The organism is Allosediminivita pacifica, from assembly GCF_003054175.1.
Taxonomy (GTDB): domain Bacteria; phylum Pseudomonadota; class Alphaproteobacteria; order Rhodobacterales; family Rhodobacteraceae; genus Allosediminivita; species Allosediminivita pacifica.
Genome location: NZ_QBKN01000049.1, coordinates 1 through 15,632, shown reverse-complemented (window position 1 = coordinate 15,632; position 15,632 = coordinate 1). Strand labels below are relative to the sequence as shown.

Here is a 15,632-nt window from a genome sequence, read left to right as displayed (position 1 = left end):
CAGGTCGAAGACCCGCTTGCCGAAGCGGAGGTAGAGCGTCTGTGCCTCGCGGTTGAAGGCGGCCTTGCGTGTCTGGAACGGTGCCGCCGTCAGGTTCGCGGCGTCGGTCGCGTCTATAAATCTCACTGTCGGCTCTCCCGAAACATCGGAATTTATAGCCCGGCGCGGGCCGATGAGGGGCATCTGGAGGTGCAAGATGCGGGGCCAAGGAAGTACCCCTTGGGTGCACGGCTAATCGTTAGTTAACCCTAGCCTGACGAAATGACAGCTTGATGGAAGCCGAGGCTTTTTTCGTGCGGCGCCAGAAAGAGGTCCGGGGCGCTCAGATTTGGCTCGGTTCGCGCAAGTCTGGCATTATTTTCATAATGATAACAGAGGTGTGCGTGGCTGTGCTGAACGTCTCTGAAGCTTGCAGAGCGACCACTGTCAATATCGGCAGATTGCCGCGTATCGATAATTTAAGTGCGGTGGCGGCGGTCTGAAGTGCATTTCCCGCATTCGCCCAAGGGTTGTCTTCGCCACTCGACTTTTGCGGCGCGGTCTCGTGGCGGGTGATAGGTCGCGCTATCACCCGCCGGGAACCAATCTTGAGACAGATACAACTCTTACCCAAGTTCCTAGGTTATCGTTAACGACATCTTAACCTTTTGCAAGGTCGCGGGACGTGACGGCACTGCATGCACCGGGTGTGCTTGCCAATCGGCAACAGGGCGACACGATGCCTCGATCGCGCTTAGGTTGCAGGTTTGCCGCGTGCTTGACCACGACCGCAGGTCGGGGCACCTCTGAGCGCGCCAGAAGGGGAATTTGTCATGATGAGATCGGAAGCAGGCGGCACGTGGGCCAGGGCGGTTGTCGGAGTGGTCTCATGAGCGGAGACATTCAGATCGCCGCGAAGCTGCGCGCATACTTCGACATCGCCGTGGCAGCCGCCGACCCGATGCGCTGCGTTCCGGCGGCGCTGCCCCCGCGCCCCAAGGGTCGCGTGGTCATCGTCGGCGCGGGCAAGGCGAGCGCCCGGATGGCCGAGGCGGTGGAAAGCGCATGGGGTCCCTGCGAGGGGCTGGTCATCACGCGCTATGGCTATGGCCGCCCCTGCGCGGGGATCGAGATCGTCGAGGCGGCGCACCCGGTGCCCGACGCGGCGGGGGCCGCGGCGACCGCGCGGATGCTCGAGCTGTTGCAAGGTCTGGGCGAGGGGGACCTCGTCGTGGCGCTGATCTCGGGCGGGGCCTCGGCGCTGCTGGTCTCGCCCGCCGGGGACATCACGCTCGAGGAGAAGCAGGCGGTGAACGCGGCGCTTCTGGCCAGCGGAGCGCCGATCACACAGATGAACACCGTGCGCAAGCACCTGAGCCGCGTGAAGGGCGGGCAGCTTGCCGCCGCCGCGTATCCCGCGAAGATGGCAAGCCTCGTGATCTCGGACGTGGCGGGGGACGACCCGGCCTTCATCGCCTCTGGCCCCACGGTAGGCGACGCCAGCACGCCGGACGATGCGCGGGCGATCCTGACGCGCTGGGGCATCGAGATCCCGGCCTCGGTCGACGCGGTGCTGAACGGCCCGCGCGCGGTGCTGTCGCCGGGGGATGACCGGCTGTCGACGTGTTCCACCGAGGTCATCGCCGCGCCCTCGCAATCGCTGGAAGCCGCGGCCGAGGCGGCGCGGGCGCAGGGCTTCGAGGTCGAGATCCTGGGCGACGCGATCGAGGGCGAGGCGCGCGAGGTGGCCGCTGAACAGGCCGAATTGGCGCTTGCGCGGCAGGCGGGGCGCAAGCCGAGCGATCCGCCGCTTCTGTTGCTCTCGGGCGGCGAATGCACGGTGACGCGGCGGGGCGACGGCATCGGCGGGCCCAATGCGGAATATGCACTGGCGCTGGCCGTGGCTTTGAAGGGCGCGCCGGGCATCCATGCCATTGCCGGAGATACCGACGGGGTGGACGGTGCTGCCGAGGTGGCGGGCGCGCTGGTCTCGCCCGAGACGCTGGAGAAGGCGCGCGCAGCGGGGATTTCGCCGGAGGACGCGCTGGCGGTGAACGACGCGCACGGGTTCTTCGCGGCGATCGGCGACCAGGTGGTGACCGGGCCGACGCTGACCAACGTGAACGATTTTCGCGCGGTGCTGATCGAGCCGGTCTAGACGCCGACGAGCCTGTCGCGGGTCGCGGCGTCGAGCGTTTGCATCGGCCCGGACCATGCCGTGCGCCCGCGTTCGAGGATCACGGCGCGGTCGGCGACCTGCGCCAATTCGCGCGCCGACTTGTCGATCACCAGCATGGCCATGCCGGTGTCGCGCTTGAGCTGGGTGATCGCCTGCCAGATCTCCTGACGGACCAGCGGGGCCAGCCCCTCTGTCGCCTCGTCGAGGATGAGCAGGCGCGGGTTGGTCATGAGCGCGCGCCCGATGGCCAGCATCTGCTGTTCGCCGCCCGAGAGCGTGGCGGCGCGCTGGGTCTTGCGTTCGCCGAGGCGGGGGAAAAGCCCCGTCACGCGGTCCATGTCCCATGGCCCGCGCCGGGCGGCGGCATGCAGGTTTTCCGACACGGTGAGGTCACGGAAGCAGCGCCGTCCTTCGGGGACAAGCCCGAGGCCGAGGCGGGCGGCGGCGAAGCTGGGCAGGCGATGCAGGTCGTGGCTGTCGAAGGTGAGCGTGCCCTCGGCGGGGATCATGCGGCAAATGGCCTTGACCGTCGTGGTCTTGCCCATGCCGTTGCGGCCCATGAGCGCGAGGCATTCGCCCTCGGCGATGGTGAGCGTGACGCCGAAGAGCGCCTGGCTCGCGCCGTAGCTGGCGGTCACGTCTTGCAGGCTCAGCAGAGTCATGTCTCGTCCCCGAGGTAGGCGGCGCGGACCTCCGGGTGGGCGCGGATCTCGTCCACTGTGCCGGTGGCGATGACCTGCCCGTAGACCAGCACGCTGATGCGGTCGGCCAGCGCGAAGACCGCGTCCATGTCGTGTTCGACCAGCAGGATGGGCGCCTCGTGGCGCAGGTCGTGCAGGAGGCGGGTCATCTGCGCGCTGCCCTCGGCGCCAAGCCCGGCCATGGGTTCGTCCATGACAAAGGCTTTCGGTTGCAGGGTCAGGGCCACGGCGACCTCGAGCTGGCGGCGCTGCCCGTGCGACAGGTCCGCGACGCGGGTGGCGGCGTGGTCCTGCAGGCCGACGCGGGCCAGCGCCTGTTCGGCCCGGTCGCGCAGGGGGCCGCGGCGCAGGGCGCGCGAGACGATGCGCCAGGGCGTGCCCGTGGCCCCGACGCAGCCCAGCGTCGCGTTCTGGATCACCGAATGCTCCATCGCCAGCGCCGAGATCTGGAAGGTGCGGGCAAGACCCCGGCGGGCGCGGGCGGCTGTGCCCTCGCGGGTCACGTCGTGGCCGAGGAACTGCACGGTCCCCGCGTCGGGGGCAAGGCCGCCGCACAACTGCGCGATCAGCGTCGACTTGCCCGCGCCGTTGGGGCCGATGACGGCGTGGATCTCGCCCGCCCGCAGGTCGAGCGTGATGTCGTCCGAGGCTTTCAGCGCACCGAAGCTTTTCGTGATGCCGCGCGCGGAGAGGATGGGTTCAGGCATCGGTGCGCCTTTCCCCGGCGATCAGCCCGATCAGCCCGCCGCGCGCGAAGAGCACCACGGCCAGAAGGATCACGCCCAGCCAGACCTGCCAGAACTCGGTCAGCCCGCCGAGGTGATGGTCCAGTGCCACGAAGACCGCCGCCCCGACGACCGGGCCGAACAGCCGTCCGGTCCCGCCGAGGATGACCAGCACCATGATCTCGCCCGACATCTGCCAGCTCAGCATCGTCGGGCTCACGAAGCGGTTGAGGTCGGCGAACAGCGCCCCCGACAGCCCCGTGATCGCGCCCGAAAGGGTGAAGGCGGCCAGCTTCAGCCGGGTGGGGTTCAGCCCCACGGCGCGCACCCGCTCGGGCACCTGTCGCGCGGCGTCGAGCGCGAGGCCAAAGGGCGAGCGGGCGATGACCGCGTGCAGGGCCAGCGCCAGCAGCAGCACGACGAGGCAGAGCGCGTAGAACTGGATGGGCACCAGCGTGTTCAGCCCCGGAAAGCCGTTGCGCACGTAGATCGGCAACCCGTCCTCGCCGCCGTAGGGCGCCCAGCCGATGGCGAAGTAATAAAGCATCTGGCCGAAGGCGAGGGTGATCATGATGAAGTAGACGCCCGAGGTGCGCAGTGAGAGCATCCCGATCAGCAGCGCCGCCAGCGCCGAGGCGACCACCGCCACCAGCCAGATCACCGGCATGGACTTGGTGCCCTCGATGAGGAAGGGCGCCTCCATAAGCGGCACGTAGCTTTGCGCGTGCGAGGCGAGGATGCCCATGGCATAGCCGCCCACGCCGAAGAAGGCCGCATGGCCAAGGCTCACCAGCCCGCCGAGCCCCAGCGCGATGTTCAGCCCCACGGCGGCCAGCGCGAGGATCACCGCGCGGGTGGCCAGCGTCACGGTGAAGGGCTCGCCCGCCAGATGCGCGCCCAGCGGCAGCGCCACGAGGCCCGCGACCAGCAGGGCGTTCAGGATCGTTTCGCGGCTCATGCGGGCGCTCCGAACAGGCCCGTGGGCCGCCAGATCAGCACCGCGCCCATGAGGATGTAGATCGCCATCGAGGCGAGCGAGGCGCCCACGGCGGTGGCGGTGGCCGGGTCGAGGAACAGCTTGAAGAGCTCGGGCAGGAAGATGCCGCCCAGCGTATCCGTCAGCCCCACCAGCAGCGCGCCCACCAGCGCGCCCCGGATCGACCCGATGCCGCCGATGACGATGACCACGAAGGCAAGGATCAGCACCGGCTCGCCCATGGCGACCTGCACCGACTGGATTGCGCCCACCAGCGCGCCAGCCAGCCCCGCCAGCGCCGCGCCGAGGGCAAAGACGATGGTGTAGAGCTTCGAGATGTCGACGCCGAGCGCGGCGATCATCTCGCGGTCGTTCTCACCCGCGCGGATCTGGATGCCGATGCGCGTGCGCGAGATCAGCAGCCCAAGGCCCGCCGCCACCGCCAGCCCCGCACCGATCAGCACCAGCCGGTAGAGCGGGTAGGCGATGCCGCCGGGCAGGGTGACCGGGCCGGACAGCCAGCCGGGGATGTCGAGGAACAGCGGGAAGGAGCCGAAGATCCAGCGCGTGCCTTCGGAAAAGATCAGGATCAGCGCGAAGGTCGCCAGCACCTGGTCGAGGTGGTCGCGGGCATAGAGCCTTCGGATCACCACGATCTCGACCAGCGCGCCCGCGATGGCGGCGGCGGCCAGCGCCGCGATGAGCGCCAGCAGGAACGAGCCGGTCAGCCCCGCCACGGCGGCAGCGGCGAAGGCCCCCACCATGTAGAGCGACCCGTGGGCGAGGTTGATGAGGCCCATCACGCCGAAGATCAGCGTGAGGCCCGCGGCCATGAGAAACAGCATGACGCCGAATTGCAGGCCGTTGAGGACCTGCTCGGCGATCAGGATCGGGGACATCGCGGTTCCGTGGTCTTTCGGGCGCTTCCGCGCGGGGCGGGGCGCCGCTCCCTCCCCCTGTCAGGGGGAGGGCCGGGGAGGGGGTGGATCAGCGCGCGGCGCTTACATCTTGCATTCGTCGACGTAGGCGCTCGAGCGGTCCTCGATGGCGGTGGCGACGATCTTGTTGGTGAAGATATCGCCCTCCTGCACCACCTCGCGAACGTAGATGTCCTGCACGGGGTGATTGTTGGTGTCGAAGCTGAAGTCGCCGCGCACGCTGTCGAAGTCGGCGGCTTTCAGTGCCGCGCGGAAGGCGTCGGGGTCCTCGGCCGGGTCCGCCGCGTCGACGGCGGACAACAGCAGGTTCGCCGTGTCGTAGCCGTAGGCCGCGTAGATCGAGGGCAGGCGGTCGTAGGCTTCCTCGAAGGCGGCTACGAAGTCGGCATTGGCGGGCACGTCGAGGTCCTTGGACCAGTTCGCGCCGTTCTTCACGCCGAGCGCGGCCTCGCCCACGGCCTGCAGGATGGCCTGGTCGAAGGAAAACGCCGGCCCCATCACCGGCAGCTCCACGCCGCTGTTGGAATACTGCTTGAGGAAGGAGATCCCCATGCCGCCGGGCAGGAAGAAGAAGATGCTGTCCGCGCCGCTGTCGCGGATCTGGGCGATCTCGGCGGCGTAGTCGGTCTGGCCGAGCGTGGTGTAGACCTCGCCCGCGAGGTCACCGCCGTAGAAGCGCTTGAAGCCCGCGAGGCTGTCGTGCCCGGCGGGGTAGTTGGGTGCCATGATGAAGGGGTTGGTGTAGCCCTCGGACTTGGCATAGGCGCCGGCGGCCTCGTGCAGGTTGTCGTTCTGGTAGCTGACGGCGAAGTAGTTGGGGTTGCAGCCCCGGCCCGCGAGCTGGGCGGGCGCCGCGTTGGTCGAGAGGTAGAACTTGCCCTGCGCGGTGGCCGAGGGCACGACCGCCATGGCGAGGTTCGACCAGACGATGCCGGTCAGCACGTCGACCTGCTCGGACTGGATCATCTCGTCGGCGAGCTGCACCGCCACGTCGGGCTTGCGTTGGTCGTCGCCGATCACGACCTCGACGTCGTCGCGGTCGGCCATGCCCATCGCCAGCATGAAGCCGTCGCGCGTGTCGATGCCGAGCGAGGCACCGCCGCCCGACAGCGTGGTGATCATGCCGACCTTCACGTCGGCGGCGGCCATGCCTGCAACGGCGGTCAGCGCCGTGGTGAGCGCCAGTGTCTTCAGAACCTTCATCGGTCGTCTCCCTATCGTCCCCGTGTCGGCGGCTTTGGTGCCGCCCTGTTGTCGGGGCGGAGTTTTGGCCATGTGGGCGCGGATGGCAATGCGGCTTTCGCGGGTTACGGGACGGATGCGCCCCGGCGAGGGTAGCCGCCCCGCGCGACGCTCACCTGATGTGCCCCAGCGCGGGACAAGGCCGCAGGCCGCCGCGCCATCGCCGGGCCGCCCCCCGGCACGGCGATTGTTCGACGTCGGCGCGTCGTATCGGTCTTTTTCGGAGATTGCCGCAATAAAGCGAGGGGTCCGGCCGTCGCGCGCCGTACCGCGACCCGGCGATGGCGCGGCTCCGGCATCGGTTCGGTCCTAGGGTCCCGGCGCCTCGCCCACGGGGATCATGTCGACGCTGTGCAGGGTGCTGTGCCCGCCGGACGAGCGCAGCGCGCCCCGGATCGGGGCCACGTCGGAATAGTCGCGCCCCGTGGCGACGGTCACGTGGTCGTTGCCCGCGTCGATGTCGTTGGTGGGGTCGACCTGGATCCAGCCGGTCTCGGGCCCGGTCCAGGCCATGACCCAGGCGTGCATGGCATCCGCCCCTTCCAGCCGCGGGCGGCCCGGCGGCGGCGTGGTGCGCAAAAAGCCTGAGACATAGCCCGCCGGGATGCCGAGCGCGCGCAGCGCGGCGATGGTGACGTGGCTGATGTCCTGGCAGACGCCCCGGCGGTTGCGGAAGGCGGTGATGGTCTTGGTGGTGACCTCGGTCGCGGTCGGGTCGAAGTCGAATTCCTCGTAGAGCCTGTGCGCCACGGCGCGGATCGCGTCGAGGGTCGAGACGTCGCCGCTCACGCAGTCGCGGGCGAAGGCGGCGATCTCGGGCTCGGCGGGCACGCGCGGGGAGGGGCCGAGGAAATGATGCGGCGCGCCCGGCGCGATGGAAAAGGTGCCCGCCACCTCGGCGGGCAGGCGGCGCAGCGGCACGCTGACGTCGAGACTGCGCGCGGGGGCGGTGCGGTTCACCCGGCCCGAGAAGAGAAAGCGGATGCGGTCGTGCTTCATGTCGTGGGCGACCTCGGTCATGGGGTTGCCCCAGAAATCGGGCCGGTCGCGGCGCCAGCTTGGCGCGGGGTCGGTGTCGACGCTGCCCGAGAGAAGCTGCTGGCCGGGCATGGAGCGGGGCAACATCCGCAGCAGGCTGCGGCTGGCCTGCGCGGGATTGGCGTAGCCGTAGGTTATCTCGAGGCGGATGTCGTAGAGCATGGGGCTGACCCTAGCTGAAATACTGGGTGGAGATCGCGTCCGAGATGGCAGCGATCTCGCCCCGGATGCCGATGAGGCGCTGCGTCGTGATCTCTTCCGGGGTGGCCACCTCGAGCGCCGTGCGCAGTTGCAGGATCGGGCGCGAGGCCATGCCGCGCCGTACGTGGCGGGTGTCGCGGGCGAGGCGCTGTTCCTCGTCGTGCAGCGCCTCGACTTGGAAGAGGATGGCGCGCGGGTTGTCGGGATCGAGCGCGAGCAGGTCGATCACCGTGTTGCGGTTGCTTTCCACGGAATAGCGGCGGCGGTGGGTCATCACGCTGTCGCCCACCTCGACGGCAAGCTCGTAGCCCCCCGGCGGGCCGGCGGGGTCGGCGAAGGCGGCCAGCAGGCTCGCGATCTGGTCGGCGCGTTCGACCGCGCGGCCCATGGTCAGGAAGCGCCAGCCGTTGAAGCGGAACATGTTGTCATGCACGAGGCCTGAAAAGCCGCCCAGCTTGCGCAGCAGCACCGACATGGCGCGCACGGTGTCCTCGCCCCGGTGCACCTGGTCTGCAAGGTCCTGCGCGGTCGCGGCGAGGTCCGACAGCGCGTTCCAGCCGTCGGTGGAAAAGCGGTCGCGCACGTTGGCGGCGCAGTCGCGGGCGAGCGCGAAGTGATGCAGCAGCCCCGGCGGCAGCGGGTCGCCGGGATTGAGCGCGATCTTGGACAGGTGCGCGGCGATGGTCTCGACCAGCGGCAGCGTGTCCGAGCCGTAGTGCTGCAACCGCTTGTGGTAGGCGCGCAGCAGGCGGACGCTGCTTTCGGCGCGTTCCACGTAGCGGCCCAGCCAGTAGAGGTTGTCGGCCGCCCGCGCGGGCAGCAGGCCGGGCTGTCGGCGGATGAAGGGGCCGGGGGTCTCGGCCGCCAGCGTCTCGGGCTTGACCTCCTCGTCCGAGACCACCCAGACGTCGGCCACCGATCCGCCCGACTGCATGCCGAGCGCGGTGGGGTCCTCGGTCCGGCCGATGCGGGCGTAGCCGCCGGGCATCACGGTCCAGCCCTCGGGCGTGCGGGCGGCGAAGACGCGCACCACCATGGGCCGCGGCACGAGATGGCCGTCGATCATGGCGGGCGTGGTGGAAAGCGTCACCGCCTCCTGTCCGACGAGGCTCGCGCCCTCGCGTTCGAGCCATTCGTTCACCGACTGGCGGGCGCCTTCGCGGAACTTGCCGCCGCGGGCGGTGGTGGCCTCGATGTCGAAGGGCAGCTTGGTGGCGAGCGCCGGACCGATCAGCATGCGGTCGAGGTTCTGGGTGACGTAGGCGCGCTCCGCCTTCTGGCCGCACCACCAGGTAGCGATGTTGGGCAGCTTGAGCCGTTCGCCCGTGAGCGCCTGGCTGATGCGCGGCATGAAGGCCATGAGCGCGCGCGCCTCGAGCACGCCCGAGCCGAGGCAGTTCACCATGTCTATCGCGCCCGAGCGCACCGCCGAGACCATGCCCGGCGTGCCGAGCGCGGAGCTTTCGTCAAGCTCGAGCGGGTCGGCGAAGCGGGAATCGAGCCGCCGCCACAGCACGCTTACCGGCACCGGGCCCTTGATCGTGCGCACCATGAGCTGGTCGTTCTCGACCTTCAGGTCGCCCGTTTCCAACAGCATGTAGCCGAGGTAGCGGGCGATGTAGGCGTGCTCGTAGTAGGTGTCGGTGTGCTGGCCGGGCGTCAGGATGCCGACGCGGCCTTCCTCCTCCGAGCCGCGCAGCCCGTGCAGCGCGTCGCGGAAGCGGCGGAAGAAGGTGGCGAGCCGTTCGACGTTGGCGTCCTGGTAGAGTTCCTTGAAGACCCGGCCGCTTGCCATGCGGTTTTCCAGTGCGAAGCCCGCGCCCGACGGCGCCTGCGTGCGGTCGCCGAGCACGAACCAGCTTCCGTCCGGGGAGCGGCCGATCTCGAAGGCGAGGAAGTGCAGGAAATGGCCCGACCGTGGCTTGGTGCCCACCAGCGGCCGCAGCCATTCGGGATTGCGCGCCACGAGGTCGGCGGGCAGCACGCGGTTTTTTACCAGCGTGCCCTCGCCGTAGAGGTCGGCCATGATCTTTTCGAGCAGATCGGCGCGCTGGGCGATGCCCTCGCTGAGGGTCTCCCACTCCTTGGCGTCGATCATCACCGGGATGTGGCTCAGCGGCCAGTCGCGTTCCGCCGAGCTTTGTCCCTGAAGCTGTCGGAAATAGACGCCGGTGTCGTGCAGGTACTGGTCGCCGCTGGCGAAGCGCGCGGCGAGCGCGTCGGGGCTCTGGCGGGCCAGAAGCTCCATCAGCGGTTTCCAGACCTCGCGCAGCGTGCCGTCGCGGCGCATGAGCTCGTCGGCCACGCCCTTGTGGGGGGCGTAGCCTTTCAGCAGGTCGGCGACCGCGTCGGGGATGTCCAGATCGCCCCTCTCCTCGGTCATAACGGTCCTTCGGTTGTCAGATCCCCGGGGCGCGGCGAAGGTCGAGCGTCATGGGGAAATCGGGGTGGGTGCGTTCCGGCGCGGGCCAGTAGCTGCCCGGCGTATGCCCCATCTTCTCGAAACGTGCCAGACGGCGCGCGTCGGCCTCGTAGCCGTTCACGGGGAAGGTTTCATAGTTGCGCCCGCCGGGATGGGCGACGTGGTAGGTGCAGCCGCCGATGGCCTTGCCGGTCCAGGTGTCGAAGACGTCGAAGACCAAGGGCGCGTTGACCGGCAGCACCGGGTGCAGCGCCTCGGCCGGTTGCCAGGCCTTGAAGCGCACCGCGCCCACCGAGGTGCCGCTGCCCGCACCCGTCATGGGCAGCGCGCGGGTGTTGCAGGTCACGATGTAGCGGTCGGGGTCGCTGGTGGTGAGCCGCGCCTGGATGCGTTCGACCGAGCTGTCGGTGTAGCGCACGGTGCCGCCGATGGCGCCGCGTTCGCCCAGCACGTGCCAGGGCTCCAGCGCCTGCCGCAGCTCGAGGTGCACGCCCTCGTACTCGACCTCGCCCAGGAAGGGGAAGCGGAACTCGCGCTGGGCCTCGTACCATTCGGGGCGGAAGTTGAAGCCGTGGTCGCCGAGGTCGCGCAGCACGTCCATGAAGTCTTCCCAGACGTGGTGTTCGAGCATGAAGCGGTCGTGCAGCGTGGTGCCCCAGCGCACCGGCTTGCCGCGCACCGGCGCCTGCCAGAAGCGCGACAGCAACGCGCGGATGAGCACCTGCTGGGCGAGGCTCATCTTGGCGTCGGGCGGCATCTCGAAGCCGCGGAATTCCACGAGACCCAGCCGCCCGGTGGGGCCGTCGGGGGAATAGAGCTTGTCGATGCAGATCTCGGCCCGGTGCGTGTTGCCGGTCACGTCGATCAGGATGTTGCGCATGAGCCGGTCCAGCAGCCAGGGCTGCGGCGGGGTGCCTTCCTCGGGCGAGGGGATCTGGCTGAGCGCGATTTCCAGTTCATACAGGCTGTCGTGCCGGGCCTCGTCGATGCGGGGCGCCTGGCTGGTGGGGCCGATGAAGGTGCCCGAGAAAAGGTAGGACAGCGACGGGTGCCGCTGCCAGTAGAGCACCACGGACCGCAGCAGGTCGGGCCGCCGCAGGAAGGGGCTGTCGTTGGGCGTGGCGCCGCCGACCACCACGTGATTGCCGCCGCCCGTGCCGGTGTGCTTGCCGTCGATCATGTACTTGTCGGCGCCGAGGCGGCACTGGCGGGCCTCCTCGTAGACGCCCTGGGTGATGGCCACGCAGTCCTCCCAGCTTTCCGCGGGATGCACGTTCACCTCGATCACGCCGGGGTCGGGGGCGACGCGGATGACGTTCATGCGCGGGTCGTGCGGGGGCGTGTAGCCCTCGATGTGCAGCGGCAGGTCGAGCTTCGCCGCCGTGTCCTCGACCGCCGAGAGCAGCTCGAGGTAATCCTCGAGATCCTCGACCGGGGGCATGAAGACGCAAAGCCGCCCGTCGCGCGGCTCCACCGCGATGGCGGTGCGCACGGCGCTGCCCTCGGGGTCGGTGGCCTGCTGAGGCATGATGGGCTGCTGCTCGGGATGCTCCTTGGTGGCGCTGACCGGCTGGCTGTGGCCGGGCGTGGTCTCGGGCAGGGTGTCCTCGGCCTCGCGCGCCTCGCGGGCGATGCGGTCGATCTCCTCGACCACCGCCTGGCGGCGTTCGTGGAAGTCGGGTAGCTCGCCCCGATCCACGGTGGGGTCGGTGGGGTAGATGTAGGGATAGGCCGAGGGCGGCACGTAGGGCAGGGCGCCCAGCGGCAGGCGGAAGCCCACGGGGCTGTCGCCGGGTACCAGGAACAGGTGCCCGCGCCGGGTCTGCCAATGCTCGGACTGCCAGCGCTTGTGGTCCTTGGCGCGCGCCTGCCATTTCTGGATCGGCAGGACAAAGCCCGCCGGCGTGTCGAGCCCGCGCTCGAACACCCGCGCGATGCGGGCGCGCATCTCGGGGTCTTTCAGCTTGGGGTCCTCGGGGGTGACGTTCTCGGGCAGTTCCGCTTCCTTCAGGACCCAGACGGCGGGATCCTCGTAGGCGGGGCGCACGTAGGCGGGGTCGAGGCCGATGCTCTCGGCGAAGCTCTCCATGAAGGCCGCGGCCTTGTCGGGGCTGGCGGGGGCCTTTTCGCTTTCGGGGGCCACCAGCGAGGCGTCCTTCCAGACCGGCTTGCCGTCCTGCCGCCAGAACAGCGAGAAGGTCCAGCGCGGCAGCGTCTCGCCCGGGTACCACTTTCCCTGCCCGTAGTGCAGGAAGCCGCCGGGCGCGAAGCGGTCGCGCAGGCGCCGGATCAGCGTGTCGGCCATGCCACGCTTCATCGGACCGACGGCGGCGGTGTTCCACTCGGGGCTTTCGAAATCGTCGATCGACACGAAGGTCGGCTCACCGCCCATGGTCAGGCGGATGTCCTGCGCCTGCATCCGCTGGTCGACCTTGCGGCCCAGCGTGTCGAGCGCCTCCCACGCCTCTTCCGAGAAGGGCTTGGTGATGCGCGGATGCTCGGCCACGCGCTTGACGTTCATGTCGAAGGCGAAGTCGGTCTTGGTGTCCTTGTGCCCGCTGTAGCCGCCGACGATGGGCGCGGCGTTCTGGAAGTGCGGCTGGCCGCGAGCGGGATGTGGCTTTCCCCGGTCAGCAGCCCCGAGGTGGGGTCGAGCCCGATCCAGCCCGCGCCGGGCAGGTAGACCTCGCACCAGGCGTGCAGGTCGGTGAAGTCGTGGTCGGTGCCCGCCGGCCCGTCGAGCGAGACGAGATCGGGCTTCAGCTGGATCAGGTATCCCGAGACGAAGCGCGCCGCGAAACCGAGGTGGCGCAGGATGTGCACAAGCAGCCACGAGCTGTCGCGGCACGATCCGCGGGCCTTCTTCAGCGTCTCCTCCGGCGTCTGCACGCCCGGCTCCATCCGGATGACGTAGCCGATGTCGCGCGACAGCTGCGCGTTGAGCCCGACGAGGAAATCGACGGTGCCGGTGGTGTCGCGCGGGATGCCGGCCACGTATTCCTTGAGCAGCTTTCCTGCGCGGCCCGTCTTGCGGTAGATCGACAGGTCCTGCTTGACCTCGTCAGGATACTCGAAGGGCCATTCCTGCGCGCGGTCCTCGACGAAGAAGTCGAAGGGATTGTAGACCGTCATGTCCGCGACGAGGTCGACCTCGAGCTTCAGCTCGGTCACCGGCTCGGGAAAGACCAGCCGCGTCAGCCAGTTGCCGTAGGGGTCCTGCTGGTGGTTCACGAAATGCTCGGTCGGGGTGACGCGCAGCGAGTGCGAGATGACCCGGGTGCGGGAATGCGGGGCCGGGCGCAGCCGCACGATCTGCGGGCTGAGCATGACCGGCCGGTCATACATGTAATGGGTCAGGTGGTAGATGCTTGCCGTGATGGCCATGAACTCGTCCCGCGCTGCCTGTGCTGGGCGTCAGGAGATACGCCAGCCCCCTCATGTAAAGCTCCGGGACAGAAGGTGGCGCGGAAGTGCGCGCGGTCCGTGTGTTCTGACCACAGGATGTGCAGCGCGAAAGACATGCGCGGGGCGCAAGGCTGCCTCCCATCCCGCCCTGTATTTGCTGCATAGCGGCATTGCTGTTTGCCGGGATTGTGCGGGTGCAGAAAGAGCGTATTTGTTAGCGCGAACGACGAACATATCAGACGCTACCCGAGAACGGAGACACAGACATGACCGTTACCGCACTGAACCTTGGCCGCCCCGGTTTCTTCGCACGCCTGCGCGCAGAGTACCGTGATTTTGCTCAGCGCCGCGCCATCTACCGCCGCACCTACGAAGAGCTCAACGTGCTCAACGACCGCGAGCTGGCGGACCTCGGCCTGAGCCGCTACGACATCCCGATGATCGCTCGCCGCGCCGCCGACGAAGCCTAATCTGCGCCTGTCGCATAGCCGATATTCGCTGCACTGCAGCGTGCCCGGATCGCCCCCGCCAGAATGGCGGGGGCGCCGTTGTTTCAAGGGCTGCCCGTCCCGCTGCGACAGGCCGCACCCGGTGAAGCGCGCGAGGGTCGTGTAACCCGCCGTCGCTTCCAATATGCTTCCCCGCATGAGATTCTTCGTGTCCCCGCAGGCTGCCGCATGGTGGCAGGCATGAGCGCCCCCCGCGGCATCCTATGGCAGACAAGCTGCGCCGAATGCGTGGCAGCGCCGCCGCTTGCCGCCGACACCGACGCGGATCTCGTCATCATCGGCGGGGGCTTCACCGGCAGCGCCGCCGCGCTCGAGGCCGCCGGGTCGGGGGCCTCGGTCGTGCTGCTCGAGGCCGAGGAGATCGGCTTCGGCGGATCTGGCCGCAACGTGGGCCTCGTGAACGCGGGGCTCTGGGTGCCGCCGGACGGGCTGATCGAGATCATGGGTGAAGAGGCCGGCACCCGGCTGATCGAGGCGCTGGGCGCCGCCCCCGACATGGTCTTCGACCTGATCGCCCGGCACGACATCGACTGCGAACCGGTTCGCAGCGGCACGCTGCACTGCGCGCACGCGCCCTCGGGCTTTGCCGATCTTAAGGACCGGTTCCGGCAGGGCAACCGCCACGGCGCACCGCTGCAACTGCTCGATGCCGAGAAAGCCACGCGCCGCACCGGGGCCACCGGCGTGCACGGCGCGCTGTTCGATCCGCGTGCGGGCACGGTGCAGCCCCGCGCCTATGCCGTGGGACTGGCGCGCGCGGCCGCCGAACAGGGCGCGCGCCTCCACGCGGGCTCCCCGGTCTCGGCCATCCGCCACGACGGCACCGGGTGGGAGGTCGTGGCCAACGGGCACACCGTCCGCGCGGGCGCGCTGCTGCTGGCCACCAACGCCTATCACGCCGGGATCACCGGGCCCTTCGCGCCCGAGACGGTGCCAGTGCATTTCTCGCAGTTCGCGACCGCGCCGATCCCCGGGCATCTGCGCGATACGATCCTGCCCGGCGGCGAGGGCTGCTGGGACACGGCGATGGTGATGAACTCGTTCCGGCTCGATGCGGCGGGGCGCATGATCTTCGGCGGGATCGGCGATCTCGACGGGCCGGCGGGGGCGATCCACGACGGCTGGGCGCGGCGCAAGCTGCGCGCGCTCTTTCCCGCGCTGGGCGACCTGCCGATCGAGCACGCCTGGCAGGGGCGCATCGCCATGACGAAGGACCATGTGCCCATATGTGGACGGCCTCCTCCCCGCAAGAATACTCTGACGATTTTGATCGGATCGCTTGCGTTCATATGTCCGGCCTGTTGGTGCGCTCGAACA

The 15,632-nt window shown here is 69.2% G+C and carries 13 protein-coding genes; 4 read left to right on the top strand and 9 right to left on the bottom strand.

The annotated features are described in order from the left end of the window. The first annotated feature begins 269 nt into the window (after positions 1-269). Together C8N44_RS21840 and C8N44_RS21835 are read left to right on the top strand one after the other, a co-directional pair. Entirely contained in the window at positions 270-482 is a 213-nt protein-coding gene (locus C8N44_RS21840) for a hypothetical protein (RefSeq protein WP_146178900.1), read from the top strand. A gap of 386 nt (positions 483-868) precedes the next feature. Next, positions 869-2,137: a glycerate kinase type-2 family protein gene (locus tag C8N44_RS21835; protein ID WP_107978855.1), complete on the top strand. Its 1,269-nt coding sequence runs from the start codon at positions 869-871 to the stop codon at positions 2,135-2,137. On the opposite strand, the gene C8N44_RS21830 is transcribed toward C8N44_RS21835, so the two are convergent. From C8N44_RS21830 to C8N44_RS24230, 9 genes are all read right to left on the bottom strand, one after another. Continuing rightward, positions 2,134-2,820 carry an ABC transporter ATP-binding protein gene (locus tag C8N44_RS21830; protein WP_107978854.1) on the bottom strand — a complete coding sequence of 229 codons (687 nt, stop codon included), beginning with the start codon at positions 2,818-2,820 and terminating at the stop codon, positions 2,134-2,136. The two genes, C8N44_RS21835 and C8N44_RS21830, sit on opposite strands and share 4 nt — an antisense overlap. Next, positions 2,817-3,566: an ABC transporter ATP-binding protein gene (locus tag C8N44_RS21825; RefSeq protein WP_107978853.1), complete on the bottom strand. Its 750-nt coding sequence runs from the start codon at positions 3,564-3,566 to the stop codon at positions 2,817-2,819. The genes C8N44_RS21830 and C8N44_RS21825 overlap by 4 nt, the downstream gene beginning before the upstream one ends. After that, positions 3,559-4,542: a branched-chain amino acid ABC transporter permease gene (locus tag C8N44_RS21820; RefSeq protein ID WP_107978852.1), complete on the bottom strand. Its 984-nt coding sequence runs from the start codon at positions 4,540-4,542 to the stop codon at positions 3,559-3,561. The genes C8N44_RS21825 and C8N44_RS21820 overlap by 8 nt, the downstream gene beginning before the upstream one ends. After that, positions 4,539-5,459, bottom strand: coding sequence for a branched-chain amino acid ABC transporter permease (locus C8N44_RS21815; protein ID WP_107978851.1), 921 nt, complete (start codon positions 5,457-5,459; stop codon positions 4,539-4,541). Before C8N44_RS21815 ends, C8N44_RS21820 begins: the two co-directional genes overlap by 4 nt. Positions 5,460-5,561: 102 nt before the next feature. Further along, positions 5,562-6,701 carry an ABC transporter substrate-binding protein gene (locus C8N44_RS21810; protein ID WP_188758676.1) on the bottom strand — a complete coding sequence of 380 codons (1,140 nt, stop codon included), beginning with the start codon at positions 6,699-6,701 and terminating at the stop codon, positions 5,562-5,564. Between the two features lie 348 nt (positions 6,702-7,049). Next, the gene (locus tag C8N44_RS21805; RefSeq protein WP_107978850.1) at positions 7,050-7,940 is read right to left on the bottom strand and encodes a transglutaminase family protein; all 891 of its coding nucleotides are present in this window, start codon (positions 7,938-7,940) and stop codon (positions 7,050-7,052) included. Positions 7,941-7,950: 10 nt separating this feature from the next. After that, entirely contained in the window at positions 7,951-10,362 is a 2,412-nt protein-coding gene (locus C8N44_RS21800; protein ID WP_107978849.1) for a circularly permuted type 2 ATP-grasp protein, read from the bottom strand. A gap of 16 nt (positions 10,363-10,378) precedes the next feature. After that, entirely contained in the window at positions 10,379-12,922 is a 2,544-nt protein-coding gene (locus tag C8N44_RS21795) for a transglutaminase family protein (protein ID WP_373282697.1), read from the bottom strand. Then, a complete protein-coding gene (locus C8N44_RS24230) occupies positions 12,919-13,785 on the bottom strand; it encodes a transglutaminase family protein (protein ID WP_373282696.1) in 867 nt (288 codons plus the stop codon). Before C8N44_RS24230 ends, C8N44_RS21795 begins: the two co-directional genes overlap by 4 nt. 287 nt (positions 13,786-14,072) lie before the next feature. On the opposite strand from C8N44_RS24230, the gene C8N44_RS21790 reads away from it, so the two are divergent. Together C8N44_RS21790 and C8N44_RS21785 are read left to right on the top strand one after the other, a co-directional pair. Continuing rightward, entirely contained in the window at positions 14,073-14,276 is a 204-nt protein-coding gene (locus tag C8N44_RS21790) for a DUF1127 domain-containing protein (RefSeq protein ID WP_107978848.1), read from the top strand. Between the two features lie 219 nt (positions 14,277-14,495). Then, a partial coding sequence (locus C8N44_RS21785) for an NAD(P)/FAD-dependent oxidoreductase (protein ID WP_107978857.1) occupies positions 14,496-15,632 on the top strand: 1,137 nt, incomplete at its 3' end.